The sequence below is a fragment of the uncultured Campylobacter sp. genome (genome assembly GCF_938030685.1).
Taxonomy (GTDB): domain Bacteria; phylum Campylobacterota; class Campylobacteria; order Campylobacterales; family Campylobacteraceae; genus Campylobacter_B.
This window is the reverse complement of the sequence record NZ_CALHHX010000014.1, coordinates 1-24741: the sequence shown is the minus strand read 5'-3', so window position 1 is coordinate 24741 and position 24741 is coordinate 1. Positions and strand designations below refer to the sequence as shown.

21 protein-coding genes and 1 pseudogene are annotated in these 24741 nt (G+C 47.4%); 20 read left to right on the top strand and 2 right to left on the bottom strand.

The annotated features are described in order from the left end of the window. Positions 1–23: 23 nt before the first annotated feature. The 10 genes and pseudogenes from thrC (at position 24) to cmoA (ending at position 9684) form a co-directional block, all read left to right on the top strand. Complete coding sequence (thrC, locus tag Q0369_RS00725; protein ID WP_298094627.1) at positions 24–1562, top strand: threonine synthase; 1539 nt, start codon at positions 24–26, stop codon at positions 1560–1562. Next, positions 1559–2281, top strand: a complete 723-nt coding sequence (gene kdsB / locus Q0369_RS00720) for a 3-deoxy-manno-octulosonate cytidylyltransferase (protein ID WP_298094624.1) — start codon at positions 1559–1561, stop codon at positions 2279–2281. The genes thrC and kdsB overlap by 4 nt, the downstream gene beginning before the upstream one ends. Further along, entirely contained in the window at positions 2271–2459 is a 189-nt protein-coding gene (locus Q0369_RS00715; protein ID WP_298061504.1) for a hypothetical protein, read from the top strand. Before kdsB ends, Q0369_RS00715 begins: the two co-directional genes overlap by 11 nt. Further along, positions 2456–4462 carry an NAD-dependent DNA ligase LigA gene (ligA, locus tag Q0369_RS00710; RefSeq protein WP_298094621.1) on the top strand — a complete coding sequence of 669 codons (2007 nt, stop codon included), beginning with the start codon at positions 2456–2458 and terminating at the stop codon, positions 4460–4462. Before Q0369_RS00715 ends, ligA begins: the two co-directional genes overlap by 4 nt. Continuing rightward, the gene (locus Q0369_RS00705) at positions 4459–5043 is read left to right on the top strand and encodes a hypothetical protein (protein ID WP_298094618.1); all 585 of its coding nucleotides are present in this window, start codon (positions 4459–4461) and stop codon (positions 5041–5043) included. Before ligA ends, Q0369_RS00705 begins: the two co-directional genes overlap by 4 nt. Beyond that, the gene (locus Q0369_RS00700) at positions 5040–6143 is read left to right on the top strand and encodes an SAM-dependent methyltransferase (RefSeq protein WP_298094615.1); all 1104 of its coding nucleotides are present in this window, start codon (positions 5040–5042) and stop codon (positions 6141–6143) included. The genes Q0369_RS00705 and Q0369_RS00700 overlap by 4 nt, the downstream gene beginning before the upstream one ends. Next, positions 6133–6645 carry a lipocalin family protein gene (locus Q0369_RS00695; protein ID WP_298094612.1) on the top strand — a complete coding sequence of 171 codons (513 nt, stop codon included), beginning with the start codon at positions 6133–6135 and terminating at the stop codon, positions 6643–6645. Before Q0369_RS00700 ends, Q0369_RS00695 begins: the two co-directional genes overlap by 11 nt. Then, positions 6645–7706, top strand: a pseudogene (locus Q0369_RS00690) (riboflavin kinase); the annotation flags it as partial. The gene Q0369_RS00695 and the pseudogene Q0369_RS00690, both read left to right, overlap by 1 nt. 156 nt (positions 7707–7862) lie before the next feature. After that, the gene (locus Q0369_RS11145) at positions 7863–8045 is read left to right on the top strand and encodes a riboflavin kinase (RefSeq protein WP_367178949.1); all 183 of its coding nucleotides are present in this window, start codon (positions 7863–7865) and stop codon (positions 8043–8045) included. 934 nt (positions 8046–8979) lie between these two features. Further along, positions 8980–9684, top strand: a complete 705-nt coding sequence (gene cmoA / locus Q0369_RS00685; RefSeq protein WP_298094605.1) for a carboxy-S-adenosyl-L-methionine synthase CmoA — start codon at positions 8980–8982, stop codon at positions 9682–9684. A gap of 447 nt (positions 9685–10131) precedes the next feature. On the opposite strand, the gene rpsO is transcribed toward cmoA, so the two are convergent. Continuing rightward, on the bottom strand, positions 10132–10404 hold the full coding sequence (gene rpsO, locus Q0369_RS00680) for a 30S ribosomal protein S15 (RefSeq protein ID WP_297989767.1): 273 nt from the start codon (positions 10402–10404) through the stop codon (positions 10132–10134). 104 nt (positions 10405–10508) lie between these two features. On the opposite strand from rpsO, the gene Q0369_RS00675 reads away from it, so the two are divergent. From Q0369_RS00675 to Q0369_RS00660, 4 genes are all read left to right on the top strand, one after another. Continuing rightward, the gene (locus Q0369_RS00675) at positions 10509–10922 is read left to right on the top strand and encodes an Rrf2 family transcriptional regulator (RefSeq protein ID WP_177387765.1); all 414 of its coding nucleotides are present in this window, start codon (positions 10509–10511) and stop codon (positions 10920–10922) included. Continuing rightward, complete coding sequence (locus tag Q0369_RS00670) at positions 10919–11971, top strand: DHH family phosphoesterase (RefSeq protein WP_298094601.1); 1053 nt, start codon at positions 10919–10921, stop codon at positions 11969–11971. The genes Q0369_RS00675 and Q0369_RS00670 overlap by 4 nt, the downstream gene beginning before the upstream one ends. Further along, positions 11961–12203 carry a hypothetical protein gene (locus Q0369_RS00665; RefSeq protein ID WP_297881153.1) on the top strand — a complete coding sequence of 81 codons (243 nt, stop codon included), beginning with the start codon at positions 11961–11963 and terminating at the stop codon, positions 12201–12203. The genes Q0369_RS00670 and Q0369_RS00665 overlap by 11 nt, the downstream gene beginning before the upstream one ends. A 1070-nt stretch (positions 12204–13273) precedes the next feature. After that, positions 13274–14467 (top strand): TRAP transporter substrate-binding protein, encoded by a 1194-nt coding sequence (locus Q0369_RS00660; protein ID WP_298094598.1) that lies wholly within the window; start codon positions 13274–13276, stop codon positions 14465–14467. 961 nt (positions 14468–15428) lie between these two features. Here the strand turns inward: Q0369_RS00660 and Q0369_RS11140 are convergent. Continuing rightward, positions 15429–17696 (bottom strand): molybdopterin oxidoreductase family protein, encoded by a 2268-nt coding sequence (locus Q0369_RS11140; protein ID WP_367178948.1) that lies wholly within the window; start codon positions 17694–17696, stop codon positions 15429–15431. A 394-nt stretch (positions 17697–18090) separates the two neighbouring features. Between Q0369_RS11140 and Q0369_RS00645 the strand changes: the two genes are divergently transcribed. From Q0369_RS00645 to Q0369_RS00620, 6 genes are all read left to right on the top strand, one after another. After that, positions 18091–18690, top strand: coding sequence for a 4Fe-4S dicluster domain-containing protein (locus Q0369_RS00645; protein ID WP_005871891.1), 600 nt, complete (start codon positions 18091–18093; stop codon positions 18688–18690). After that, positions 18687–20660 carry a proton-conducting transporter membrane subunit gene (locus tag Q0369_RS00640; RefSeq protein ID WP_298094595.1) on the top strand — a complete coding sequence of 658 codons (1974 nt, stop codon included), beginning with the start codon at positions 18687–18689 and terminating at the stop codon, positions 20658–20660. Before Q0369_RS00645 ends, Q0369_RS00640 begins: the two co-directional genes overlap by 4 nt. 9 nt (positions 20661–20669) lie before the next feature. Beyond that, complete coding sequence (locus Q0369_RS00635) at positions 20670–21608, top strand: NADH-quinone oxidoreductase subunit H (RefSeq protein ID WP_298094592.1); 939 nt, start codon at positions 20670–20672, stop codon at positions 21606–21608. 1 nt (position 21609) lies between these two features. Continuing rightward, a complete protein-coding gene (hyfE, locus tag Q0369_RS00630; protein ID WP_298094589.1) occupies positions 21610–22254 on the top strand; it encodes a hydrogenase 4 membrane subunit in 645 nt (214 codons plus the stop codon). Between the two features lie 2 nt (positions 22255–22256). Then, positions 22257–23738: a hydrogenase 4 subunit F gene (locus Q0369_RS00625; protein ID WP_298094586.1), complete on the top strand. Its 1482-nt coding sequence runs from the start codon at positions 22257–22259 to the stop codon at positions 23736–23738. A 2-nt stretch (positions 23739–23740) separates the two neighbouring features. After that, positions 23741–24741 (top strand): NADH-quinone oxidoreductase subunit C (locus Q0369_RS00620; RefSeq protein WP_298094583.1); only part of this gene is annotated, 1001 nt, incomplete at its 3' end.

Genomic DNA, 24741 nt, shown 5'->3' with positions numbered 1-24741 from the left:
TTAAAATTTTAAAAAGGAAAAAGATGAAACTGATTTCTACGAGAGATTTTTCGCAAAAAGCGGATCTTAGCTACGCGCTGCTAAATCCGAGCGCGCGCGGCGGCGGGCTTTTCAGCCCCGAGCGGCTACCGCTTTTAAGCGAGGGTTTTTTTAAGCAGTGCGAGGATCTGAGCTACAAACAGATCGCGCTTAAAATCATCGAGAGCTTCGATTTTGACGTAAGCAGCGAGGTCTTTGAGAGCGCGCTAAGGCGCTACGATAAATTTGAAAATCCCGCCTGCCCCGTCCAGATCAAAAAACTAAGCGAAAACGCCTATATTTTGGAGCTTTACCACGGTCCGACGCTCGCGTTTAAGGATATGGCGCTGCAGCCCTTCGGCGCACTTTTAAAAAGCATCGCAAAATCCAGAGGCGAGAAATTCTTAATAATGTGCGCCACGAGCGGCGACACGGGGCCTGCGACGCTAGAGGCCTTTGCGGACGACGAAAACATCAAAGCGGTCTGCCTCTACCCGCAGGGCGGCACGAGCGAGATACAGCGCCAGCAGATGGTCAAACAAAGCGCGGCAAATCTTAAAATTTTAGGCGTGCGCGGCAACTTCGACGATACGCAACGCGCGCTAAAATCGCTGCTGGCCGATGACGATTTCAAAAACGAACTCGCGCGGGCAAATTTAAATCTAAGCGCCGCGAACTCGGTAAATTTCGGCAGGATTTTATTTCAGATCATCTACTATATCTACGCTAGCATCTATTTCTCAAAGCACGGCGTATTGAGCCCCGAGCAAAATTTAAAGCAAAGCGATCAGTGTCCGGCGTGCGGCAAAAATTTTGACGCGGCGGGCGCAAACAGCGCGCAGAGCGCTAAATTTAACACCTTCGACGTCATAGTGCCTAGCGGAAATTTCGGCAACGCGCTGGGAGCGTATTTCGCCAAAAAAATGGGCGCAAAGATCGGCAAAATCAAGATCGCTTCAAACGCGAACAATATCCTAACCGAGCTTTTTACGTGCGGCATCTACGATCTGCGAAAGCGCGAGCTCATCCGCACAATCAGCCCTGCGATGGATATTTTGATTAGCTCCAACGTCGAGCGGCTGCTTAGCGATATGTTCGGCGATGCGCGCACGAGCGAGCTGATGCAAAGCTTGGCGCGAGATAAATTTTATAAGCTTAGCGCGAGTGAGCTTGCGAAGCTGCGCGAGATTTTTGAGGCGGATTTTTGCGACGATGCGCAGTGCGCTAAGTTTATCAAACAAGAAAGCAGCCGCGGCGTGCTGATCGATCCGCACACGGCGACTTGCTTTAAGCTACTTGACGAAAGCCGCCTAAATCTCGTCATCTCGACCGCGAAGTGGATTAAATTTACGCCGTCGATGATCGGCGCGATCAAAGGCAGGGCTTGCAAGGACGAAAGGGCCGATATGATCGCGCTTTCGAAGGAATTTCACAGCGACATCCCGCCGCAGATCTCGCGCCTTTTTAGCGCGCCGCAGGTACACTCCAGCGTCGTGGAGCAAAGCGAGATCAAAGACGCCATAATGGAGTGGATCAAAAAATGATAGTAATCCCCGCGCGCCTTGCTTCGACGCGCTTTAAAAATAAAATTTTATGTGAGTTCGGCGGCGTGCCGATGTTTATCAAAACGGCTCAAAATGCAGCCAAAGCAGACCGCGTGCTAATCGCCGTAGATGAGCCGCAAATTTTAAAGATCGCGCAAGATTACGGCTTTGACGCCGTTCTTACCGCGCGCGAGCATCAAAGCGGCACCGACCGCATCGCTGAAGCGGTCGCAAACACAGCGCTTGCGGAGGATGAGATCATCATCAATATCCAAGCCGACGAGCCATTCTTTGAGAGCGAAAATTTGATTAAATTTAAAGATTTCACCCGCGAGACGATCGCGCAAAAGGGCGCATTTATGGCGAGCTGTTACAAATATATAAGCCCTCAAGCGGCGGAGGATCCGAATTTAGTCAAGCTAGTGCTTGATAACGCAGGCTTTGCGATCTATTTTTCACGCTCGCTCATCCCCTACCCGCGCGCGGCATGCGAGTGCTACCTCGGTCACATCGGTATCTACGCATACAGCGTGCAAAATTTAAAGAGGTTTTGCGCCCTGCCCGCCTCAGCGCTGGAAGATACCGAAAAACTCGAGCAGCTTCGCGCCATAAGCGCGGGCGAGAAGATCGCGATGCTTGGGATCGAAACTGCGAGCATCGGTATCGACACGCCGGCTGATTACGAGCGCGCGCTAAAGGAGTTCGGCAATGGAATTTGATCGCGCCTTTTTAAACACGAAATTTAAAGCGAGCGAACCCACAAAATTTAACGATAATAGGCTGTGCGGCGCAGTGTTTGGGATGCAGGGGCCTGCCGCGGAGCGTAAAATTCTAACGCGACGTAAAATTTTAGCGGAGCGCGGAATTTTAAAATTTAAAGATGCGAGCGCAAGATGAACTACGATGAATACAGATCCGCAATAGATACGCTAAATGCGTGGGCGCGGGCATATTACACCGACGATCGGCCGATCGCAAGCGACGAGGAGTACGACGAGCTTTATTCGCAAGCGGAGAAATTCGAGGAGCAAAACCCCGCGCTCGCACTGCCGTACTCGCCTACGCGGCGTATCGGAGGCACGATCAGCGAGGGCTTTTCCAAACTCGCTCACGGCGCGCAGATGTGGTCGATGGAGGATATTTTCGACGACGCGGACCTTTTGGCGTGGCTAGCTCGCGGCGAGAAGGGCGGCGCGCAGTTTTACGTCGAGCCGAAATTTGACGGCGCGAGCTTAAATTTGACCTACGAAGGCGGCGTGCTGATAAGCGCGGCGACGCGCGGCGACGGGCTTATAGGCGAGGACGTGACGCAAAACGCAAGAGCGATCAAATCGGTGCCGCTTCAGATCCCATACGAGGGAAGGATCGAGATCCGCGGCGAGACGCTGATCGCCAAGAGCGATTTTGACGCGCTAAACGATGAGCGCGCCGCAAATGGCGAGAGCCTGTTTTCAAACCCGCGCAACGCCGCCGCGGGAAGCCTGCGCCAGCTAGATAGTGCGATCGTAGCGAAGCGGAAGCTAAAATTTATCCCGTGGGGGGTGGGCGAACATTCGTTAAGCTTTGCGCTGCACTCGCAGATAATGGAGTTTGTGCGTAGCCTAGGTTTTTTGCGCGACGAGTTTTGCCGCATCTGCAAGAGCGCGAGCGAGATTAGGAGCGCGTACGAGGCGCTGCATAGCATGCGCGCGAGCAAAGATCTGATGCTAGACGGCATGGTAATCCGCGTAAACGAGCTTTCAAAGTGCGCCCAGATGGGCTATACGGTGAAATTCCCGCGCTTTATGGTCGCGTACAAATTCCCTGCAGTCGAAAAGGTAACGCGGCTGCGCGAGATCAATCTACAGGTCGGCCGCACCGGCGCGGTCACCCCCGTAGCCGTCGTAGATAGCGTAAATATCGACGGCGCGAACGTTTCAAACGCGACGCTTCATAATTTCGACGAGATCGCGCGACTTGGGCTGATGAAAAACGACTTCGTAGGCATCATCCGCAGCGGCGACGTGATCCCGAAGATCACGAGCGTTTACAAACAGCGCAGAGACGGCACGCAGAGCGAAATTTCGCGCCCGGATCGCTGCCCTGTCTGCGGCGAGAGGCTGCTTGACGAAGGCGCGCTCATAAAGTGTCAAAACCTCGATTGCAAGGCGCGCGTGATAGGTTCGCTGATCTATTTCTGCTCCAAAAAATGCATGAATATCGAAGGGCTAAGCGATGCGACGATCACGCAGCTTTTTGAAAGCGGCAAAATTTCAAAGATCGGCGATATTTACGCCCTCGGCGCGCAGGATTTGGCGGATCTTGAGGGCTTTGCGGATAAAAAAATTTCAAATCTTTTGGGCGCGATAAACGCGAGCAAAAACGCGCCTCTTGAGCGCTTCATCGCTTCTTTAGGGATCGAACACATCGGAGAGGTGGCCGCGCGCAAGATCGCCGCGGCATTCGGGCAGGATTGGCTGAATGCAAGCGAGGATGAAATTCTGCGCCTGGAGGGCTTTGGAGAGGCGATGGCAAGGAGCCTAACGGAGTTTTGCAAGATAAATCGCGAAAAAATTCTAAATTTAAGCGAAATAATCACGCCGCGCGCGCCCCAGATGCAGACCGCCAAAAGCGTCTTCACGGACCGCAGCGTCGTCATCACCGGCACGCTCAGCCGTCCGCGCGACGAGTTTAAGGCCAGGCTTTTGGCTATGGGCGCGAAGGTGCAGGGCTCGGTATCTGCCAAGACCGACTTCGTGCTTGCAGGCGCAGAAGCGGGCTCCAAGCTACAAAAAGCTCGCTCGCTTGGCGTGCGGGTGATCGACGAGAGCGAGTTTGAAGCGCTCGCGAGCCTGGCGACGACCGACACGAATTCACCCGGCAAGAACGAGCCCCAAACGCTTGCGGGGAGCGGCAAGTGAAGGTTTTTTGCTTGATGTTGGAGCCGTACATAAACGGTGCGGGGTTAAATTTTAAAAGCAACCTCCGTCCTGCGGCGCTTGCGTGTTTTACGAAGCGCGAGAATTTTAAAAATTTTAAAGAGTGTGAGGGGGCGGTAAATTTGCCGCTAAAAGCGAGGGTAGCAAATCGAGCGGTCGGCGCGGTATCGTCAGGCTTTGAGGCGCACTCAAAAATGGCAAACCGAGAGGCGGTTTCTGCGAGGCGCGCGGGCTCCGTCTGCCGCGGCGCTAAAACGGCGGGCGCGATGCCGATAGATAGGGCTGCAAGCGAGAATATCTCAAATTTTGCGGCGCGCGAACGCTGCGCCGATAGGAAAAATTTTAAAATTTTCGCTAGCGGAGAGATAAAATTTGCAACGCACGGCGAGCCGAAACCTGCAATGTACAGTATGGCTAAATTTACGGCGTGCAGCGTAAAATTTGAGCTGCGTAGCACTGCTACGCGCGACTTTGCTTTGTGCGATAGAATTTTAAACCCAAGGCCGCTCAAAAGCTGCACAAGCTTTAAAATTTCATCGCAGCGCGGAGAAAAAGTAAAATGAGATTTGATCTACTCGTCGCAAATACGCTTAAAATCAGCAGAAATCAGGCTGCCGCACTGATAAAGCAGGATAAAATTTTGCTGCGAGGCGCCGTGCAAAACAGGCCCTCTGCGCAGATCGCGCCCGAGCAGAGCGGCGAAATCAGCGCGACCGATCAAATTTACGTAAGCAGGGGCGCGCTAAAACTTGCGGGCTTTTTGGATGAGCTCGCTGAAAACGGGCTTTTGGCAAGCTGCGGCGCAAATTCGCCTAACTCGGCGGCAGAAATTTCAAAGCCGTATAGCAACGCAAAGAGCGCGAATAGTAAAGCGGCAGCGACGCAAAGAGCAGGCGGAGTAATGACGCAAATTTCAAGCGCAGATTTTGCGGCTACGGATAAAATTTTAGGCGCGAACGAGACGACCGAAATTACAAGCGCGGCGACGGCAAAGATCGCAGAAACAAATACTAAGGCGATCCGTACCGCAAAAACTAGCGCCGAAACGGCAGAGATTTCAAATACGACAGCCTCCAAATCGGGCGGCAAGGCGGGCGTATGCCGCAGCGAAGGCGGCGCGGAGCTGGTACAAACAAAGCCCTCGCAAAAAGATATTTTAAATTTAGCGGGAGCCGATGTTTTGGACGTGGGTAGCAGCACGGGCGGGTTCGTGCAGATTTTATTGCAGCGCGGCGCAAAGAGCGTGACTGCGCTTGACGTCGGCAGCTCGCAGCTAAGCGAAATTTTGCGGCGCGATCCTCGCGTGATCGTGCGCGAAAACACCGACATCAGGGAGTTTGCAAGCGAGAAGAAATTTGATCTCATCACCTGCGACGTGAGCTTCATCTCGCTAAATTTGATCCTAAAAAGCCTCGCAAGCCTTGCAAAAAGCGCTCTCATCGTGCTATTTAAGCCGCAATTTGAAGTCGGCACGGAGATCAAGCGAAATAAAAAAGGCGTGCTCAGGGACGAAAAAGCAGTGCGCGCCGCACGGGCGAAATTTGAGCAGCTATGCGCCGAGCTGGGGCTTGCCGTACTATATGCCAGCGCCTGCAAAATCGCGGGTAAAGAGGGAAATAGGGAATTTTTCTATCTTCTAAAAAGGATGAACGATGAAATTTAAAAACTTAATTATATTGGCGTTTTGCGCGCTATTTTTGGGCTCATGCGCCAAAAGCCTAAGCCCAAAAGCGCCGCTGGTAAAAAATTTCGACATCGCTAAATTTAGCGGCGGCTGGTATGAGATCGCCCGTATGAAGGGCGGCGGCGAGCTGCAAAACACCGCGTACGAGTGCTTTATCGATAAAAACTCCACGATCAATCTTCTAAAAACTGCCAAAACAAGCTCTGGTAAAATCGAAAACGAGCAGCACGTGTTAGAGTTCGCAGGCGATAAAAACGTAGGCCTGCTCTATCAAAAAGGTCTGATTTCCGACTCCCTCTACCGCGTGGCGCAGGTGGACGGCGACTATCGCTACGCCCTGATCTTCGGCGCCGATACGAGTGAGCTTTACATTCTCTCGCGCACCAAAACCCTGCCCGAGCCGATCCGCATCCTATATCTAAAAAAGGCGAAGCATAGCGGTTACGACACCAAAAAAATCGTCTGGACAAAGCAGCAATAATGGCTAATCAAAAATCATGTAAAGACCATACAGAGGCTTCGCTACGGAATTTTAAAGAGCAAAATTTCGTAGCGCAGAATTCCAGCTTGAAAAATTTTACGGAACAGAATTTCACAAGCAATGGAGAAAATTCATCTCAAAATATCAAACGCCCAAGGCAAGAGTTGAGTGAAAACAAAGCCGGCGATGCGCACCGCGCAGATGAAGCAGACACCGACACCTCTTGCAGCAATGAAACGACTTTTGGCAGTAAAACGGCTTATAACGACGCTTGCAGCAATGACGTAGACGCACAAGCTCAAAGCGCGCTTCCTGCTTGTGCGGAAGTGCTGCGTGCGCGCCTAAGCGAGCAGTTCACACGTGGCGAGATTTTCGCAACGCTACAAGGCGCAAACCGCGATAATGTGCACGCCGTAGCGATCGGTAACTTCGACGGCATGCACCTTGGACATCAAAAATTATTTGAGCGCCTAGGCGAGCAAGGCGCAATAATCGTAATCCTAGCAGGTGGTGGCACGAAGCTAACCCCTTTTGCGTCGCGGCAGGCTTTTACGGACAAAAAGATTTTTTATTGCGATCTACGCGCTATCAAAAGCCTTAGCGGAGGCGAATTTATCGCACTTTTAAGGCAAAATTTCATAAATCTACAAAAAATCGTCGTAGGCGAGGACTTTAGATTTGGGCGTGATAGGGCGTGGGACGCGGAGTTTTTGCGGCGCGAATTTCGCGGGCAAACCTACGTTTTAGGGGAGTTTTGCTTAAGCGGCGGCGGCGTGCATTCAAGTAGGATCAAGGAACTTTTATCGCGTGGTCGGTGCGAAGAGGCGGCGGAGCTTTTAGGACGAGATTACGAGATCTGCGGGCGGATCGTGCGCGGTCAGGGGCGCGGGACGCAGGAGTTCGTAGCGACGCTAAATCTTGATGCCAGCGGCTATTTTATGCCAAAAAGCGGCGTATATGCGAGCCTAACGCGCGCCGGAAGCAAGGAATTTGCAAGTGTGAGCTTCTTGGGACATAGGCTCAGCACCGACGGAGCTTTTGCGATTGAAACGCACATTTTAGGGGACTTTGCGGGCTTTGAGGCTGGTTTAAATTCCGCGCAAGATCGCGCGCCGTGCTGCGGGGGGCAAGCCGCACATTTTGCGCAAAATTTAGATGAAATTTCGGCGTGTAATTCGGCTGAAATTTCTACACAAAATTTTGCGGCGAGCGAGAGCTTGGACGCCGAAAATAAAATTTTAGAGGCTGCGGACAAAAACAGCGGCGCGAAATTTGCTTGCGTGAAATTTATAAAGTTCCTACGTGAAAATCGCAAATTTAGCGATCTAGCGCAGCTTAAAGAGCAGATTTTAAAAGACGTTTCAGAGGCGGAGGCGGTACTACGAAGCCGCAAATTTTAATCTACGGCTTGTAAGCTTAAAGATGAAACTTGCGGGCTGTGCGCTTGATTTGATGCGTCTGCCCGCGTTTTGCATCTACGACGCATTAAATGAGCCGTCTGCGTCGTCCCGTATAAAAGTCGTGTGCCTGCCTCCGAGGATGCTTGGTGCACCGTCTGCGTCTGCGATGCCATATGGGAAGTGTACACAAAAGCGGCGCGCAAGCTGCTAAAAAGTCGTTAAATTTTAACGACGTACCGCCTACATGGCTTTAACGCACCTTGAGCCTAGGCTCATGCAAGGTGAGGCAAGTGCAAGCTGCGCCGAGAATCGAGGACGATAAAAAATCTTAGTTGCGCTGTGAAGCTTTAAAATTTAGCAGGGCCAAGCCGCCAAGCAAGAGCCAAGCGGCTAAATTATGCGTATAGTCAAACGTAAAATTTTACCAAGCGCCTCTATTTTTGCGGCGCGTAAAATCGCAAAATGGGCACGAAATTCTACCAATAGAGCTTTGACTATGCTTTTAGTTTAAGTTCGTAATTAAAGAATTTAAAGGAGCTGTTTTGGCAGTGCGAGATTTGGCGGCGTAAAATTTAATGCTGAGAAATTCCAAGCCCGCTAAATACGGCGCAAAATTTTAAGAACGTATTTGCACGGCACGGAATTTTAGAGTCTGTCAAGCAAGACGTGAAATTTAATCATGCATCGAGCGTATCTGGGCTAGAAGTGGGGCATAAACTGGAATACAGCTCGCTCGCATCAAAAGCGCTCATGCTGCGTTTAAAATTTAGGTATGCTTCGCGCAGAGCAAACTAAGCGCAAAAATTCCATGCGTAGCGGTCGCAAATAGAGTGTCGCGTAAGTGCAGAAAGCACGGCGTGAGAATTCTGCGCTTAGCATGCGCAGAAAATATAAATCGAGTGCTGCGCAAATAGCAAAACTAAAAAGGAAACGAATGAAAGACGAAATTTTTAAAGAGCCTATCAAAAAACAGTTTGAGTTTGACGCCAGCGTCGCGTCGGTTTTTGATGATATGATCGGCCGCAGCGTGCCGTTTTATGAAGCAAGCACGCGGCTTAGCAGCGAGCTTTTGGCGCGGATACTGCCGCAAAAGGCGCGCGTGATCGATCTTGGCTGCTCGACTGCGACCGCGCTGCTGGCGTTGTTTGCGCTGCGCCCAGATCTGCGGCTATGCGGTATCGACAGCTCGGAGGCGATGATACAAAACGCCCGCGCCAAGGCGGCAGCGTTCGGTGCCGAGCTTGAGCTTAGCGTATCTGACGTGCTGGATGCGAGCCTCGCAGACTGCGACGCCGTGATTTTAAACTACACTCTGCAGTTCATCAGGCCGCCGCGCCGCGCCGCGCTCGTGAGTAAAATTTACGACGGATTGCGCGAGGGCGGGATTTTGATCTTTAGCGAAAAGATCGTCTACGAAGAGCCTGCGCTGGCGCGCCAGATGATCGAAATTTACGAGGATTACAAGCGCGCGCAGGGCTACTCGCGCTACGAGATCGCGCAAAAACGCGAGGCGCTCGAAAATGTGCTCGTGCCCTACACCGAAGCGGAAAACCGCGCCTTGGCGCTAAGCGCGGGCTTTAAGTGCGTCGAGAGTATCTTTAAATGGGCGAATTTTATGAGCTTCGCGGCGTTTAAATAGAAGTTCAAATTGCAAGAAGCAAAATTATTTTTAAAAATTCCAAAAAATGAAATTCTACGAGCCGCCCTATTTTTGGTGGCATGATAAAAGCTTCATCTAAATTCTTTGGAATTTGACAATTAAATTTTGATGCAGATTAGATTATCCAAACAGCGCGAATGCATAATTCTAACTGTACGCAAGACGGCGCAGATAAAATTTATCGTCACCTATGATTTAAAAATTCCGTCACAAGCCAGAACCACGCAAGTCATTAGAATTTGACAAAATTTTAAAATTCCTACGGAATTTTAAAATTCATAACTCAGGCAAAATTACAAAATTCTCAAAAAATTCAAATGTCAAAAAAGCGTGGCTGTATAACGGGTATAAAAAAAGCGCCCGCCGTTTGACGGACGCCGTGTATAAATCGCGGGGCGAAATAAACGCTGCCGCGAGCAAGGGAGCTTATTTATCTCTTAAATTTAACTCGCTAACGAGCTTGGAGTAAACCGCGTAGTCTTTGTTTTTAAGATATTTCATCATTCTTTTGCGCTGACCTACTAGCTTTAGCAGTCCTAAGCGAGATGAAAAATCTTTCGGATTTGCTTGCAAATGAGAGGTCAAAAGCGTGATCCTCTCGGTAAGAAGCGCAATTTGCACCTCCGCAGAACCTGTATCTTTCTCTCTTCTAGCGAATTTCGCAACTATCTGTGCTTTTTGAGCCGTGTCTAAAGCCATGATGACCTCCTGATCGGTAAAATAGGAAGCGATTATACTTAATTAACCTAAATTTTTGCTTTCTTTGTGTAAAATGCACGCTTTCAGACCAAAGGAGAGAATAAATGCTTTTTACAAAAGCAAGCGAATACGCCCTACTTTCAATGATCTGCATCGCGGGTAAGGAGGAATCGATGGATGTCGATTCGATCTCTAGCGAGCTTGGAATTTCACGCAGCTTTTTGGCTAAAATTTTACAAAATTTAGCTCGTGCGGGGCTTCTAAATTCCTTCAAAGGCGCTAAGGGCGGCTTTGTGCTCGCGCGCAATGCGGACGAGATCACGCTAAGCGAGATCATCAAAAGCGCCGAAAGACGCAAGGCGACGGTATTTGACTGCACCGCCGAGGGGATCGACGCCTGCCCGAACGGTCGCACGCTATGCCGCGTCAATCTAATGTTCGGCGAGCTTCAGGAGAAGGTCGATGAGTATATGGATACGATCACGCTAGCAGACATTATCGGCAAAGAGCGCAAATGAAAATATATCACCTAAGCCACACCGATCTGGACGGCTACGGCGCGCAGTTCGTCGCGGCGCACTATTTGACGGATGTGGAATTTTTCAACGCCAACTACGGCAAGGAGATAAACGAAAAATTTGAACTCATCCTCGCCGGTATCGACGCAAGGCTTGCCGCAAACGCAGACGAAAAAAGCCTAGTTTTAATCACCGATCTAAATTTACTGCCTGCGCAGTGCGAGAAATTTAGCGGTGAACTAGCCCGCCGCAACGCCCGCGTGATCCTTCTGGATCATCATCAAAGCGGACTTGAGTGCGCGAAAAAATTCCCGTGGTATTTTTTGGACTCATCGCGCTGCGCCACGAAGATAACGTATGATTTTTTCAGCGCGATGTTCGGCGGCGAGACGCGGCTGGATAAGCTCGTGCGCGTCGTAAACGCCGTGGATATCTGGCTGAAGGAGCAGAGCGAGTTTGAGCTCGGCAAGGTCTGCCTCGGCATGGTCTCGGGCGCAAAAGAGATCAATAAAATTATGTTTGAGCGAGAGAGCAGGGATTATATCTTTTTCCTGTTAGAAAAAATTTTTAAATTTCAAGACGAGGTGGACGCACACATAGCGCTAGATAGCGCGTTGCACGGCATAAAAAAGGAATTTTTTAAAGGCGAGCGCGACGATACGCTAAGCAATCTCGTCTCGCATTTCGTAGTCGATCGCCTAAGCACGCAAAAGCAGCGCTTTGAGATCAGCTACCTCGATAAAAAAGGCATTTTGACCTACAATATCGGCAACGTAAGCGTCATCGGCAACGACTTTTTGACGCAAAACCCTGATGTCGATTTTTTCATCGACGTAACGAGCAAGAAAACACTCAGCTTCCGCGCCGACGGCAAGATCGACGTAAGCGAAATGGCAAAGCTGCTCCTCGGCGGCGGCGGACACGTAAATGCGAGCGGCGGGATGTTTGCGGGCTTTAAGGACGCGAGCTCGTACGAAGCCGTAAAGGCGCAAATCGTGGATCTAATCGAGAAAAAAACTCAAATTTCAAAGGAAGAAGATGAAAAATAATGACGAAAAAATCGCCGAGCAGGACCTCATCTACGAGATTAATATCCTGCTTGACGCGATGCTGCTTTATGCGGGCGTGAAGCGCGAGCGGCTCGCCGATGCGGCGCAGCTCTACATCGAAAATATCGACACGGTGCTTGCGAACTCTGACGCTAGCGGCGCGGACGAGGTGATCGCCGTGGTCGAGTTTTTGCGTAGCAAACACGCGGAACTATTCGAAAATAAGGGCTAGCTTGCGAAATTTTAAGCGAAATTTTGCGAGCTAGAATTTTACGAAGCGCAAACTATGCGGAGTAAAATTTCATTTAGCGCGGAAATTTATAGAGCGAGAGATCCGCGAGATAAAATTTTACTAAATAGAATTTCAAAAACGCAAAATACGGAATTTTGCGGGTTTAGATTTAAAATTTTAAAATTTAAAAAGTATGTTTTGCAAATAAAATTTTAAGGCATGGCAGTTGCAGAATTTAATTTTAAAATTTTATGCTGTCGAACAAGAGTAAAATTTCAAGGCTTAGAATTTACGCTAAGAAAATTCCGCGCAATAGCAAATTTAAAATTTTAAGTGCATTTTGCGGCACGGAATTTTGCAAAAAATTTTAGACAACGCGGGATGGCTCTGCGTAAAATTTTAATCTAGACTTCGCGCGGAATTTCAAAAACTCCGCGCGGAATTTTGCGCTCAACTAAGGCGCAAAATTTAAATATAAAGGCTAAATCTTTGCTTGCCAGTGTGGCGCGAAGATTGTGCAGATTGCGGAATTTTAAATTTAAAAGCACGATTCTGCCGTCTAAGATCAAAAAATGGCGTAGCGTCTAAGCTTGCCGATAATGACAAAGCTCGCTTTGAAAGAAAAAGAGAATTTTATCTGCAAAGGCGCAAAGATAGCATTTTAAGATACTTTTGTTGTTTCTAAGCAAAATAGGTCTGCTGCCAGAGGTTTTTAAATAAGCGCGCTTGATAAAATATTATCGCTAGATATGATGCAGGTGTAAGTAAGTACGCCCGAATGCGGCGAAATAAAACTAACGTGGCGCTCTATCGTCGCAAAGCCAGGCATTGTAAAATAAAAAAGCTTGGGCAGGGCGCTAAGAAGTAAAATGTCGCGAAATAAGACGTCTGCAAAGCAAGGTGTCTATAAGATGAAGCGTCGTAAAATAGAATAGAAAGCAACGTGTCGATAAAATAGATACCGCGAAGCAGAATTTCGTAGCAGTAACGCAGGACGCGATTAAATTTTAAGCCGACGGCGCGCTAAATTTTGAAATTTTATGAATTTAAAACTTTATGAAAGGATATAAATGAAAAAGATTTTTTTGTTTGCATGTCTCATGCTTTTGGGCTCGCAGCTTTTCGGCGACGATAAGGTATATCGCCTAAGACTTGCTAGTACGTGGGAGGCGACTACGCCCGTTTTGGGCGCTGCCGCCGAGGATTTTAAAAACTATGCCGAAAGCCTTAGCGGTGGTAGGCTTCAGATCCGCATCGATACGCCGAGCAAGCACAAGGCAAGCTTTGGCATATTCGACTTCGTCAAAAGCGGTCAATACGATCTAGGATATACTTCGCTTTATTATTATAAAGGCAAAGACGCCAAAACTATGCTCTGGACGGCAGTGCCTTTCGGTATGACTACTGATGAGCAGCACGCGTGGTATTACTATGGTGGTGGGCGAGAGCTTAATGATAAGATGTTCGCACAATACGGCATGAAGACCTTTTTGATGGGATCTACCGGCATGCAAATGGGTGGCTGGTTTAAAAAAGAGATCAACTCGGTTGCAGATTTGCAAGGGCTTAAATTCCGCATACCAGGGCTAGGCGGAGAGGTGATGAGCAAGCTAGGTGCTACTATAAACACGGTGCCTACGGGCGAGCTATTTATGGCGTTAGAGATGGGTACGATCGATGCGGTCGAGTGGGTAAGCCCTGTCTATGATATGCCACTTGGATTTCACAAAGTGGCTAAATACTACTACACAGGCTGGCAAGAGCCTATGGGAGACTGCCAACTGCTGGTAAATCAAAAGGCGCTAGAGAAGCTGCCTGCGGATCTTCAAGCGATCTTAGAGGCTGCAGCAAGACTTGCCGGAGAGAACTTCCAAAATAAGGGCTTTTACGAAAACGCTCGCATTTGGGCGGAGCTAAAAGCGCAGTTTCCGGATGTGCAGGTGCGCGACTTTCCTGCGGACGTGATAGCCGCGCTTAAAAAAGCAACGAATGAAATCTTAGACGAGGAAGCGGCGAAAGATCCAATGTTTAAAGAGATCCTAGACAGCCAGCGCGCATTTTTGAAAATCGGCAGAGAATGGAATAAAATAAGCACCGTAGCCTACATAAATAACGTAAGCAGTATCGCAGGCGAAAGTGCAGCAAACCCAATCTCCGCAAGCCCTAGCGGTACGACAAACTCAGATTCTGAAAACAGCGAAAATCACGGCGCTGCGAGCAATTCTAATGCGACGGACGGCAAAAATTTAGGAGCGACAAAGTAAAGTAGGTGCTGCTAGCGATAAAAATTAAAGCGAGACGAACAGACCGGCACAATAAGTAGCTCAGGAGCGACAAGCGGCAGAAATTTTAACTATTTTTGCATAAAGTAAATGGAATTCTGCCGCAGCAGCTTTGGCGCAATAGCTTCAATATCAGAGCCTAGCTTCATAAATCTCGTCCGCAAGCAGGCAGAAGCTTTGGCGCAATAGCTTTAACATCGCAAGCGGCGTGATCTGGCGCAGCAAAGGGCTCCCGCGTGAAAATAGAACGCCAAAAACACGCGATAAAATAAAATTATAAAAATTCCGAGCTCCAAGCACGGCGGAATTCGGAATTTTAAATCTAAAATTTTAAAATCAAAATTTATGGATTTCAGACGGAGCGCGAAACTACTCCGGTTATGCTAGAAACCGGTATTTGCAACTATTAAGACTAAAAAAGCCGCGTCTAGCATTTTAAAAAAGCCTATAAGCCTTTTGCATTCATCTATCAAAATCACAAAAATTGCATTTGCGTTATTAAAATTGCAGCGCTACTTGGCAATATAGGCTAATTCGCATAAAATCAGCCTACGCGCGTTAAAATTTAATCAATAATGTAATTTGGTAAGATTTGTTGCGATAAAATGGCCTTATTATCATGCTTATCTTTAAAATTTACTCCATTGCGCCGCTCTTATAGAGACTACATTTATTAGGATTTGTTAAATCACGAACGGCTGATCTCTTGCCGCCACATCTATTAACGCAATAGCAGATAAATTTCAACTGCCCTCTTATTCGATAGTGCGACTACGCAAAAAGACGTATTTGAAGTACCGCAGAATTTATTGAATTTTTTAAATTTTTGATCTTTAAAATACTGCAAGACGGCTAGATCGCCAAAATTTCATATTATTTGAATTGATTGTTAAAAAGTAGATTCGGAAGCATAGCCCCCGAATCTACGGATAAGATTAAATTCTTAGAATTTAATCGGATGGTGGTGGAAGTCGTCGTAAACAACTTTATTGGTTTGAAATTTAATGCGCTTAAGCTCGCGGATACGCAAGAATTCCGCCTCGTCGATCTTTTTAATCTGAATCGCCGCCTTAAACGTAGGAGTTTTGGCGATTAGATCCCAGCCGCCGCTGGTTAGCTCGTTGCAGCAGCTCTCCCAGTAGTGATAAGACATCTGAATGATACCATCCATTATACACTCGGTGATGTCCGCCTTGATCGCGATATAGCCGTAGCGGCTCCACGCGACGATGAAATCGCCCTGCGAAATTCCATATCGCTCGGCGAGTTTCGGATTCATTTCCGCAATCGGTCCTATCGCGTCGCCGCCCTGCTCTACGGTCTTAGAGCGCCTAGTCATCGCGCCTCCTGCGTACTCGTAAACCTTACGCGTAGTTAGAAGCTGGATTGGGAACTCTGCATCGGTCTTCTCGTCCACGGAGCCTGCCATTACAGGATAATCTTTCGGCATATTCATACGCTTTGCGAATTCCTCTTTGGCGCTTTCGATCTTGCTCTTATCATCCACAAATAGAACTGGGACGAAATTTCCTTTACCGTCCGGGGTAAAGAATTTTTTATCAAGGTACAATGCAGGTCCGCCCATAGAATTCTCATCAGGGCACGGCCAGTGAAGTCCGTGGTATTTTTTGATGCGGTAATAGCTCATTCCGCCGTAGTTGTGCGGAGCTACCCTGCGCACCTCTTCCCAAATCTGCTCTGGAGATTGAAATGTGAAATAATCCCCTAGACCTAGGCGTCTGGCAAGCTCGCAGATGATAGCCCAGTCTTGTCTAGCTTGTCCCGGAGGGGCAACTACAATTTCGCTATGCTGTACGCGGCGCTCGGCGTTAGCATAAGTACCCTCCTTCTCGCCGCTGCAAGCTCCAGGAAGCACAACATCTGCTTTGCGGCTCGTCTCGGTTAAGAAAATATCTTGGATCACATACATCTCTACCTGCGAAATCGCGCGCAAGAAGTGGTTTGCGTTCGGATCGGTCATAACCGGGTTTTCACCCATCGTCCAGAAGAATTTTACCCTACCATCAAGAATTGCGTCAGGCACTTCGGTTTTATGAATGCCGATCTTGCCATTTAGATGACCTTTCGGCAAATTCCACTGGCGCTCAAACCAATCACGGGCACTCTCGTCGGTTACAGCTTTATAGCCGGTAAATACGTTAGGAAGCATTCCCATATCGCAGCAGCCTTGAACGTTTTCTTGTCCGCGGATCGGTAGATCGCCGCTTCCAAGCTCGCCCACATTGCCCGTTACGAGCATTAAATTTGAAATGTCGCAGACCGCGCCCACGCCGTGGTTGAAGTGAGTTACGCCCATGCCGTGCGTGATAACCGCAGGTCGCGTAGTAGCGTAAATTCTAGCCGCTTTTCTAATATCTTCAGCGTTTAACCTTGTGTATTTAGCTACGGCCTCAGGCGAATAATCCTTAACCGCCTCTTTTACATATTCAAAACCCTTGGTGTATTTCTCAACGAATTCTTGATTTACCAAATTCTCGTCGATAATAGCATGGATTAAAGCGTTTATAACCGGGATATTGTGCTCCGGCTCAAGCTGGAGGTGGATATCTGCGCGATTTGCAAATTCCGTCTTAACTGGGTCAATGACGATGAGTTTGGCGCCTCTATTTAGCGCTCTTTGAACGTGCATAGCTACGATCGGGTGGCCGTTTTCAGGGTTTGAGCCGATCATCATAATGCAGTTGCTGTGAGTTCCGATCTCTGTGAAGCTATTTGTAGCTGCTCCGTTACCGATTGTTTTGGCAAGACCTGCCACAGTCGGAGCGTGTCAAATGCGCGCGCAGTGATCGATATTATTCGTGCCTAAAATTCTAAGTAGCTTCTGCGCTACGTAGTTATCCTCATGCGTACAGCGTGCGGAATAGTTTCCAGCTATCGCGTCAGCGCCGTATTTTTCTTTAACCTCGAGCATCTTTTTAGCAACCAAATCAAGCGCTTCGTCCCAACTAGCCTCGACCAAATCGCCGTCTTTACTAAATTTGCCATTCTTTTTACGAATTAGCGGAGTAGTAAGCCTATCTCTAGAGCCTACGTAATTCCATCCGTAATAACCTTTCAAACATAAACAACCTTGATTTACGGGGTTGTCGCTTACGCCGGTTGCGGATTTGATATAATTGTCTTCCGCAGTCAGCTCGATTTGACAGCCTGTGCCACAATAAGGGCATATGACCTTGCCTTTATTCGCCATATTTTCTCCTTTCGAAAATACTAAACATGCAAAATTACCATATATGCAATTTCGGCACAATTATATAAATTCTTACCTAAAATAAAATTGAAATTTTGCCTTAAGCTAAAAGAATTTTTTCAATTATAATTAGGAGTAAGTTGGGGTAATTTAAGTAGTAATTTAAATTTTAAAATATACTTTAATACTGATATACTAGACTTTTAAAGCAAATAATCAACGAACTGGTTTAAAAAAGAAATTAGTTTTCAAATTTAAGCTTTGAAAGCAAATTTATCAAATAAATTCCAAATATCGTCAGATAAATGACGGAATTTTTTTACGGACTTAAATATAATTACACCAAAATTTTTAGTAAAAAATTTTTAAAATTCCTTAAGTCAAGGAGAAAGGTATGAAACAACATAAATTTGTAATCTGCGATTACAAACGATGTATCGGTTGCACGACGTGCATGGCGGCCTGTTACTCAAGTGCCTACGAGCGCGGCAAGCTTGCTAAATCGCGACTTACCGTGCTTAGACAGGCTTACGGCGTTATGCCTACGCAGTGCAGGCAGTGCGATGACGGACCATGCGCAAATGTCTGCCCTACCGGTGCGCTTCGCTTCGATAATAACTATATCGAATTACACGAAGAAATTTGCATCGGATGTAAGATGTGTACGCTCGCCTGTCCTTATGGCGCGATCAGCTCGAATGCCGAGCTTATGCCGTCAGTAAATTATGCGGTCGAGCCGAAGTATTATCTCGAGATCGAAAGCCAAGCGGGTGCCAAAAGCACCGCCATCAAATGCGATCTATGCAACGGACGCGAGAACGGTCCTGCATGCGTCGAGGTTTGCCCAACTAGCGCTATCATTATGATAGATCCTAAAGAAGGTAAGCATAAATTGGGCTTTGCGATAGACTACGATGCGGCTAATGCTTTTGCAAAAGACGTGTTAAACGGCGAAATCAGTTGCGTCGCCAAAAAAGAAGGAGGCGCAAAATGATAAGCGTCTATACTTTATTTATCGTCAGTGCAGTAATTAGTATCCTTTTATACTGCGCTCCAAAAACTGCCGTTAAGGTGGGATTTGGATTAGGTGCTATCAGCTGTTTTTACGCGATGTGTCATTTCGTAGCCAATATGGGCGTAAGCGATAGCTTCGTTTTGGGCGGCACTTTCTTATATGCGCCAAAATTTGCTTTAAGCCCGCTTGGAAATTTCTTCAGCTTCGTAGTCGTTTTTATAGGCTTTGCAAGCAGCGTTTACGGTATGAGCTACGCCGAGGAATATATCGGAAAGGCAAATATCGGCGTTTTTGCATGTTTATTTAATACCTTCATCTTATCTATGCTTTTAGTCATCAGTGCGGATAATGTATTTTGCTTCGCTGTTTTATGGGAGCTTATGACACTAATCTCGTCATTTCTAATCATAGTAAACGATGGCAAAGGCACGCTCAAAGCCGTTATGGTATATCTAGGTATAGCACAGATCGGTGCATTTTGTATCACCTGTGGATTACTTATCATTGCAAACTACGCAGGAAGCTTCGAATTTGCGGAGTGGGGAAAAGTAAATATGCCGATGGGCGCTTCCGTGGCTGCTTTCGTGCTATTTTTGGTCGGCTTCGGCTCAAAAGCGGGAATGTGGCCTTTTCACGTCTGGCTACCACAAGCTCACCCTGCGGCTCCGTCAAACGTATCTGCGCTGATGAGCGGCGTTATGATTAAAGTAGCGCTCTTTACGCTCGTTAAATTTACACTATTTTTACCGCTAAGCATCTATTTCGGACTTGCAATCTTGATCCTTGGAGCCGCAAGCTCGCTTTTCGGCGTTTTATACGCTTTGTGTCAGCACGATTTCAAAGCGCTTCTTGCGTACCACTCGGTTGAAAATATCGGCATCATTTTGCTAGGTCTTGGCACCGGAATTTACGGCGTCGCAGCGGGCAATGTAACGCTAGCAGCAGTCGGATTTTTGGCGGGCTGCTACCACGTAGTAAACCACGCGATATTCAAAGGTCTTTTATTCCTATGCGCAGGCTCGGTAATCCACGCTACTCATACGCAGAATATGGACATTTTAGGCGGTCTAGCTAAAAAAATGCCTCTAACTGCAGTCGGTATGTTTATCGGTATCATGGGTATCGCAGCGCTTCCTCCGGTAAACGGCTTCGTTTCAGAGTGGTTTACCTATCAAGGAATGCTTCAAGGCGCTAAAGAGAGCGGAATTTTCATTAGATACGCTTTTTCTTTGGCAGTCGTCGCACTTGCGCTTACGGGCGTTTTGGTCGGTATGCACTTAAAACTCTACGCGGTCATCTTTGCAGGCACCCCAAGAGATGAAAAAATTTGGGAAAACGCAAAAGAAAGCCCACTCGGAATGGTTTTAGGAATGATCATTTTGATGATAGGCTGCGTGGGATTTGGCGTAGGCGCACACTTCATAGTGGGTTACATTATGGAGGCGGTCAATTCCATCACGCAAAACACCCAATATATCGCAAGCATCGGTGCTACGTCGATTACTTCGCCTTTGGGAAGTATCGTTTCGACTCCGCTCATCGCGGTCATTTTATGCTCGACGATGTTCCTTCCGTTTATAATCCTCGCGGTTATGAAGGCAAATCGCAGTAAACCGAGAGAAACCGATCCTTGGGCGTGCGGCTTTAAATATAGCTCTCGCATGCAGATGACGGGCGGTCCTTTCACCGGCGATCTAAGAAAGATTATGGATTGGCTCTTTAGAGGTCATAAACGCAGAATCGAGCAAAACGGCTACTTCGGACCGATCGAATACCACAACCATCCACAAGATATTTGGTGGGGTATGTTTTATCAGCCGGTCATTAACTGGAGTATGAAAATCGCTGATAAAATAGGAATTTTCCAAAGCGGCTATACAAACGTCTATACGCTTTATATTATGATCTATCTTTGCGCGATACTCGGCGTCGGCTATTTCTTGATCTAGGGGGAGATGATGCAAACTATACAAACTATATTTTTGATGATATTTCAAGTCGCAGTTATCGTCTTGATCGCCCCGCTATTTGACGGAATGGCGAGAAAACTTCGCGCCAAACTTCAATCAAAACAAGGAAGCGATTTTTTCCAGACTTACCGCGATATTATTAAGCTTTTCAAGCGCGGCAGGACCGTTCCTGCATGCAGCCACTGGGTATTTAGGTGGGCTCCGTTTTTCTTATTCGCTACTTCGGCGGCGATCTTGGCGGCTATTCCTATCACTTACAGCGATCCGACCACCGATAAAATTTTCGGAGCATATTCGGATATCTTTGTTATCTTATATCTAGGCGCGCTTCTGCGCTTCGTATTCGGTGCGGCTTCGATAGATAGCGGCAATCCGTTTGCCGCAACTGGCGGCGGACGCGAGCAGATGCTTGCAGTTTATGTTGAGCCGGTAATGATGATGTGCCTCATCGCAGTTATGCTCGCGGCAGGTACTTCAAATTTAGTCGTGATTCAGGGTATGGTGCGAAGCGGAGAGATAGGCTATCAAATTCCAAGCTTTGCCGTCGCATCGATCGCATTTTTATGGTGCATGTATGTAGAGACCGGCAGAAAGCCATTTGATCTTGCCGAAGCCGAGCAAGAGCTTCAGGAAGGCTTACTTGGCGAATATGCAGGTAGCGATCTTGGCTTAGTACAAGCGGCGCTTATTTTGAAACAATTTGCGATGATCGGTCTATTTTTAACGATATTTGAGCCGTGGAATTTTAGCAATCCGTTCTTGGCGATCATAATCTTCGTGATAAAAACGGGTGTATTCTACGTCGCCGCAGTATTTATCGACAACTTCGGACCGCGCTTCAAAATGACTTCAAGCATGCGTAAAATTTCATGCGGCGCTCTTGCCATCGCTTTTGCGGCATTAACGCTTTACGTAGTAGGATTTTAAGATGACTAGTATCGATATTTTAGCAATCTGTATGATAGTAACGTCGCTAGCGGTATTCGGACTTAGAAATTTAAAACTTTCCATCGGAATTTACGCAGTTCAGACGCTACTTTTGGTAAGCATATTTTTTATGCTGTCTTCTACCTTCAATGCGCCGCAGCTTAAAATTTGGGCTGTAGTGGCCTTTTTTACGAAGGTTATTTTTGTGCCGGGAATTATATTCTTCCTAATCAAAAAACTTGGCGTAATCAGCGAGGATGAGCCGGTGGGCGGCTTTTTCGTAAGCCCCGTTATCGCTATGGGATTTTCTTTGGCGATTGCAATGACGATAAGCCCTATTCTTTTGAAATTCTCGCTAATTGAGGAAAGAATCACGCTAATTGCGGCGGTAACCGTATTTATGATGGGAATTTTCGGCTTCATGCTTAGAAATTCTTTCATCAAGCAAATTTTGGCCTACTGCCTCTTTGAAAACGGCATCCATCTAAGCCTTGCGCTTATGGCTTACAATTCGCACGAGCTAGTCGAGCTTGGAATTTTAACCGACGCCATTTTTGCGGTCATCATAATGAGCGTCTTGGCGGTTAGATTTTACAAAGCTTACGATGGGCTTGATACGTCCAAAGCTTCAAATTTAAAGGGATAAAGATGAATAGTTTACTTTTTATATTGATTCTTCCTTTGGTCGGCGCGTTGATACTGTTTTTATGTCCTAAAAATTTCAAACTGCTTAGCACGCTGCACGTTTTGATCTCTGCAGCTACCTCGGCAGCACTGCTTTGCAATGTGGGCAAACTTATCAGCGGAAACTGGGAGCCTTTTTACGAATACAATAAATTTCTATTTTTAGATAGCCTCGGCTGTGTATTTTTAGTGCTGATTGCAGTAACGGGCTTTTTGGTAAATTTATACTCCACCACCTATATGAAATGGGAGATACAGGGCGGTCATTTAGATCTTAGCGATCTTAGAAAATACTATGCGCTCTGCCACGTTTTCGTTTTTACAATGACGCTTAGCGTTATCTGCAACAACGTGGCGTTTATGTGGGCTGCGGTAGAGGCTACTACGTTAGCTTCGGTATTTTTGGTTGCTATTCATAAAGATAAAAAATCTACCGAGAGCGGTTACAAATATATCGTTATCTGCTCGATCGGCTTAGCGTTTGCGCTTTATGCTACCGTTTTACTATATGCGGCTACTTTCAAAATCACAGGCGACGGCGAAGCTTCAATGCTTTGGACTAGCATTATAGATCATGCTAAAGACTTGAACCACGATGCCATCAAACTTATCTTTATCTTTGCATTGATCGGCTTTGGAACCAAAGCAGGACTTGCTCCTACTCACACTTGGCTTCCGGACGTACACGCAGAAGGACCGGCTCCGATTTCGGCCTTGCTTTCTGGCGTACTTTTAAAATGCGCTATGCTTGCGCTATTTAGATACTATGCCGTGACCGCTCAGGCGGTAGGATCAGGCTTTGTTTGCCAAGTAATGTTGATCTCAGGAACGATCACGCTATTTGTCGCAGGAATTTTCCTCGTCCGTCAGCACGACGTAAAGAGAATGTTTGCTTACCACTCGGTCGTTCATATGGGCGTTATCGCGTTTGCGCTGGGTGTCGGCGGTAAATTTGGACTATTCGCAGCGATCTTTCACTGCCTAGCTCACAGCTTTACTAAGGCTCTTGCATTCTGCTCTACCGGTAATATAGCTAGAATTTACGGTCATAAAAATATGACTAAGATGGGCGGTATGATAAAGATCGCTCCGATTACTACCGTGATGTTCGGCGCTGCGGTCTGCTCGCTCGTAGGCGTGCCTGCGTTCGCGATCTTTGTGAGCGAATTTAATGTATTTCACGGCGCTATCGAAAACGGTCAATATTTTGCGGTAGCATTATTTGCGATCGCGCTCGTAATTATTTTCGTTGCGGACTTCGCGCACTTCAATATGGCAAGCTTCGGTCAGCCTAAAGGCGAAGTGGTTTACGCAAAAGAGATGAGCTTGTTTGAAAATTTACCGTTAATTCTGCTTTGCGCTTTAATTATAATTTTTGGCGTATGGCATGTAGGCGATTTTTGGGTGCTCGTCGAAAACGGCGTTAGAATAATGATGAGAGGTTAAAAATGAGAGGCGATAAATTTATAGAAATTTTAAAGACCAAAGTCAAGGTCTTAGAAGTTACCCGCCAAGCCGAGGATCAAATCACCGTTTTAGTGGATAGAAATGATCTGCCGCTTGCGGTTAAGACGCTATATTATGACATCGGCGGTTTTATTAGCACGATGATCCCTAACGATGAGCGCGAGCTAAACGGAAATTTCGCGCTTTACTATGCGATATCTATGGAAGGTGGCAAAATGACCGAAGCGGAGGATTTCGCCGCAGAGGATAAATGCTTCATCACCGTTAGGACGCTAATTCCTGGATCGGATCCGACATTCCCGTCGGTTACTCCTTTAGTGCCTGCTTGCGTATGGTACGAAAGAGAAGCTTTTGATATGTTCGGCTTAATCGCCGAAGGCTTGCCTGATAAACGTCGTTTGGTGTTAAGCGACGATTGGCCGGATGGACTTCATCCGCTTCGCAAAGACGCAATGGACTATCGCTATAGGCCCGATCCTGTAGATCATAAAGACGAGCCTAATGCAGAGTTTTTATTTCCTAGCGGTGATGGCGTAGTAGATGTTCCACTTGGACCTCTTCACGTAACGAGCGATGAGCCGGGACACTTTAGACTATTTTGCGACGGCGATGAGATTATCGATGCAGACTACCGCTTGTTTTATCAACACCGCGGTATGGAGAAACTAGCTGAAAACCGAATGAATTACGATCAGATGGGCTATTTAGCAGAGCGCGTCTGTGGAATTTGCGGCTACGCTCACGCGATTGCATGTATTGAAGCAGCAGAGAAAGCTATCAAGCTTGAAATTCCGCTTCGTGCGCAAGCCATCCGCGTCATCTGCCTTGAGATCGAGCGCCTTCACAGCCATCTTTTAAATATCGGTCTAGCCTGCGAGGTAACAGGTAACTACAACGCCTTTATGCATATCTTTAGGGTGCGCGAATACTCCATGGAGCTAGCTCAGCTCGTAACCGGCGGCCGCAAGACCTACGGCAATGT

Coding starts and splice junctions, on each gene's coding strand:
- Q0369_RS00715 (WP_298061504.1), top strand. CDS start 2,271: ATGGAATTTGATCGCGCCTTTTTAAACACGAAATTTAAAGCGAGCGAA.
- Q0369_RS00665 (WP_297881153.1), top strand. CDS start 11,961: ATGAAAAATAATGACGAAAAAATCGCCGAGCAGGACCTCATCTACGAG.
- cmoA (WP_298094605.1), top strand. CDS start 8,980: ATGAAAGACGAAATTTTTAAAGAGCCTATCAAAAAACAGTTTGAGTTT.
- Q0369_RS00625 (WP_298094586.1), top strand. CDS start 22,257: ATGAATAGTTTACTTTTTATATTGATTCTTCCTTTGGTCGGCGCGTTG.
- Q0369_RS00700 (WP_298094615.1), top strand. CDS start 5,040: ATGAGATTTGATCTACTCGTCGCAAATACGCTTAAAATCAGCAGAAAT.
- kdsB (WP_298094624.1), top strand. CDS start 1,559: ATGATAGTAATCCCCGCGCGCCTTGCTTCGACGCGCTTTAAAAATAAA.
- Q0369_RS00695 (WP_298094612.1), top strand. CDS start 6,133: ATGAAATTTAAAAACTTAATTATATTGGCGTTTTGCGCGCTATTTTTG.
- Q0369_RS00675 (WP_177387765.1), top strand. CDS start 10,509: ATGCTTTTTACAAAAGCAAGCGAATACGCCCTACTTTCAATGATCTGC.
- Q0369_RS00635 (WP_298094592.1), top strand. CDS start 20,670: ATGCAAACTATACAAACTATATTTTTGATGATATTTCAAGTCGCAGTT.
- hyfE (WP_298094589.1), top strand. CDS start 21,610: ATGACTAGTATCGATATTTTAGCAATCTGTATGATAGTAACGTCGCTA.
- Q0369_RS00645 (WP_005871891.1), top strand. CDS start 18,091: ATGAAACAACATAAATTTGTAATCTGCGATTACAAACGATGTATCGGT.
- Q0369_RS00660 (WP_298094598.1), top strand. CDS start 13,274: ATGAAAAAGATTTTTTTGTTTGCATGTCTCATGCTTTTGGGCTCGCAG.
- Q0369_RS00670 (WP_298094601.1), top strand. CDS start 10,919: ATGAAAATATATCACCTAAGCCACACCGATCTGGACGGCTACGGCGCG.
- thrC (WP_298094627.1), top strand. CDS start 24: ATGAAACTGATTTCTACGAGAGATTTTTCGCAAAAAGCGGATCTTAGC.
- Q0369_RS00640 (WP_298094595.1), top strand. CDS start 18,687: ATGATAAGCGTCTATACTTTATTTATCGTCAGTGCAGTAATTAGTATC.
- rpsO (WP_297989767.1), bottom strand. CDS start 10,404: ATGGCTTTAGACACGGCTCAAAAAGCACAGATAGTTGCGAAATTCGCT.
- ligA (WP_298094621.1), top strand. CDS start 2,456: ATGAACTACGATGAATACAGATCCGCAATAGATACGCTAAATGCGTGG.